This window comes from Methylobacterium sp. B1 (assembly GCF_000333255.1).
GTDB lineage: Bacteria > Pseudomonadota > Alphaproteobacteria > Rhizobiales > Beijerinckiaceae > Methylobacterium > Methylobacterium fujisawaense.
In genome coordinates, this window is record NZ_BACT01000822.1 from 1 (window position 1) to 1,940 (window position 1,940).

Genomic DNA, 1,940 nt, shown 5'->3' on the forward strand with positions numbered 1-1,940 from the left:
GCACGGGCTCGATCGACCGTCCGAGCAGCGGGGCCGGGTCGGCCTGCTCCTCGTGCTCGCCGGGCTGCTGGTCGGCGCCGCCATCGGCCTGTCTTTCGTGGCCAACGAGCAGGCCCAGTCGCTGATCGTCTGGCTGCTGGCCCTGCTGGCCATGGCGGGCGTGTTCTTCCTGTTCGCCCTCGCCATCGGGGCGCTCCAGCTCAGCGGCAGCGCGGCCCGGGACGACATCACCAAGGGGATCGTCGACGCCTCCCCGGACGGCAAGCTGGTCGTAGAGGAGGGGGGCCGGCTGATCTACGCCAACGAGGCCTATCTGCGGATCGCCAGCGGCGACACGTTCTCGAACCTCGTGCCGGTTGAGCGCATCCTCGTCGGCTCTCCGGAGGTCTCCGAGGCGGTCTACCGCCTGTCGCAGGCCTCGCGCGATGCCAGGGCCCATACCGAGGAAGTCCGGATGTCGCCGCCCCTCGGGCCGACGGTCGGCGAGCGCGGCTTCGGGTGGTACCGCGTCTCGGTGCGGCCCCTCGCGCGTCCGCGCCGGGCGGCCTCGCTCTGGACGGTGGCCGACATCACCGCCGAGCGCGAGCGGCAGGAGAACGTCTTCCAGGAACTCCAGCACGCCATCGACTACCTCGACCACGCCCCGGCGGGCTTCCTGTCGATCGATCCGGCCGGCGCCATCGTCTACATGAACGCGACGCTCGCCGCCTGGCTGGGCTACGATCTCGCCAGCGTCGGCCCCGGCGGGCCGCATCTCACCGAGATCGCCCCGGAGGCGGATGTTCTCGTGCGCACCGCCGGCCTGCCGGGCGAGGTCCGCACCGACCGCTTCGACCTCGACCTGCGCCGCCGCAACGGCCACACCCTGCCGGTGCGGCTCTACCACCGGGTCGCCTTCGGCAAGGACGGCAAGCCCGGCTCGTCGCGGACCTTCGTGATCAACCGCTCGGCCGGGGCCGAGACCGACGAGCCGCAGCGCGCCGCCGAGGTGCGCCTCGCCCGCTTCCTCAACAACTCGCCGATCGCGATCGCGACCCTCGACCGGACCGGCTGCATCGCCCGGGCCAACGCCTCGTTCACCCGGCTGTTCGGCACGGTGCCGCGCCAGGCCGATGACGGCGCCTTCGACGGTGACGGCGCGACCCGGGTCGAGCCGAACGTCGCCGATTCCGTGGCCGACCGGACCGCCCTGGAAGCCGGGCTCGCCCGGGCGGCGAGCGGTCGGACCGATCCGGAACCCATCGAGGTCCAGCTGACCGGGCCCGGCGGCCGCTCGGCCCGGGTCTGGCTCAGCCCCGCCGACGGCGGCGATCCGGGGCAGCAGACCGACGAGGCCGAGCGGGTGATCCTGTACGCCCTCGACACGACGGCGCAGCGGCAACTGGAGCAGCAGGTCGCCCAGGCCCAGAAGATGAACGCGGTCGGCCAGCTCGCGGGCGGCATCGCGCACGACTTCAACAACGTGCTGCAGGCGATCATCGGGTACTCGGACCTGCTGCTGGCGAGCCATCGGCCGACCGACCCGGCCTTCCAGGACATCATGCAGATCAAGCAGAACGCCAACCGGGCGGCGGGCCTCGTCCGCCAGCTCCTGGCGTTCTCCCGGCGGCAGACCCTGCGTCCGGAGGTGATGAATGTCGGAGAGGCGCTCTCCGAACTCACCCTCCTGCTCAAGCGCCTGCTCGGCGAGCGGGTCGCCCTGGAGCTGAAGCACGGCCGCGAGGTCTGGCCCGTGAAGGCCGACGTCAACCAGTTCGAGCAGGTGATCGTCAATCTCGCGGTCAACGCCCGCGACGCCATGCCGGAGGGCGGCAAGCTGATGATCCGGACGGAGAACGTCTTGGATCCGGGGGCGGCCTCCGATGCGGAGGGACGCGGCGGGGCGCCGGCCGGCGACCACGTGCTGATCGAGGTGCGCGACACCGGCCAGGGCATCCCCC

Annotated in this window: 1 protein-coding gene; it reads left to right on the forward strand. The window is 72.2% G+C overall.

Features of this window, described 5'->3' with window-relative positions:
- Positions 1–1,940: PAS domain-containing sensor histidine kinase (locus I53_RS23670; RefSeq protein ID WP_043355324.1), on the forward strand; the 1,940-nt coding region annotated here is incomplete at both ends.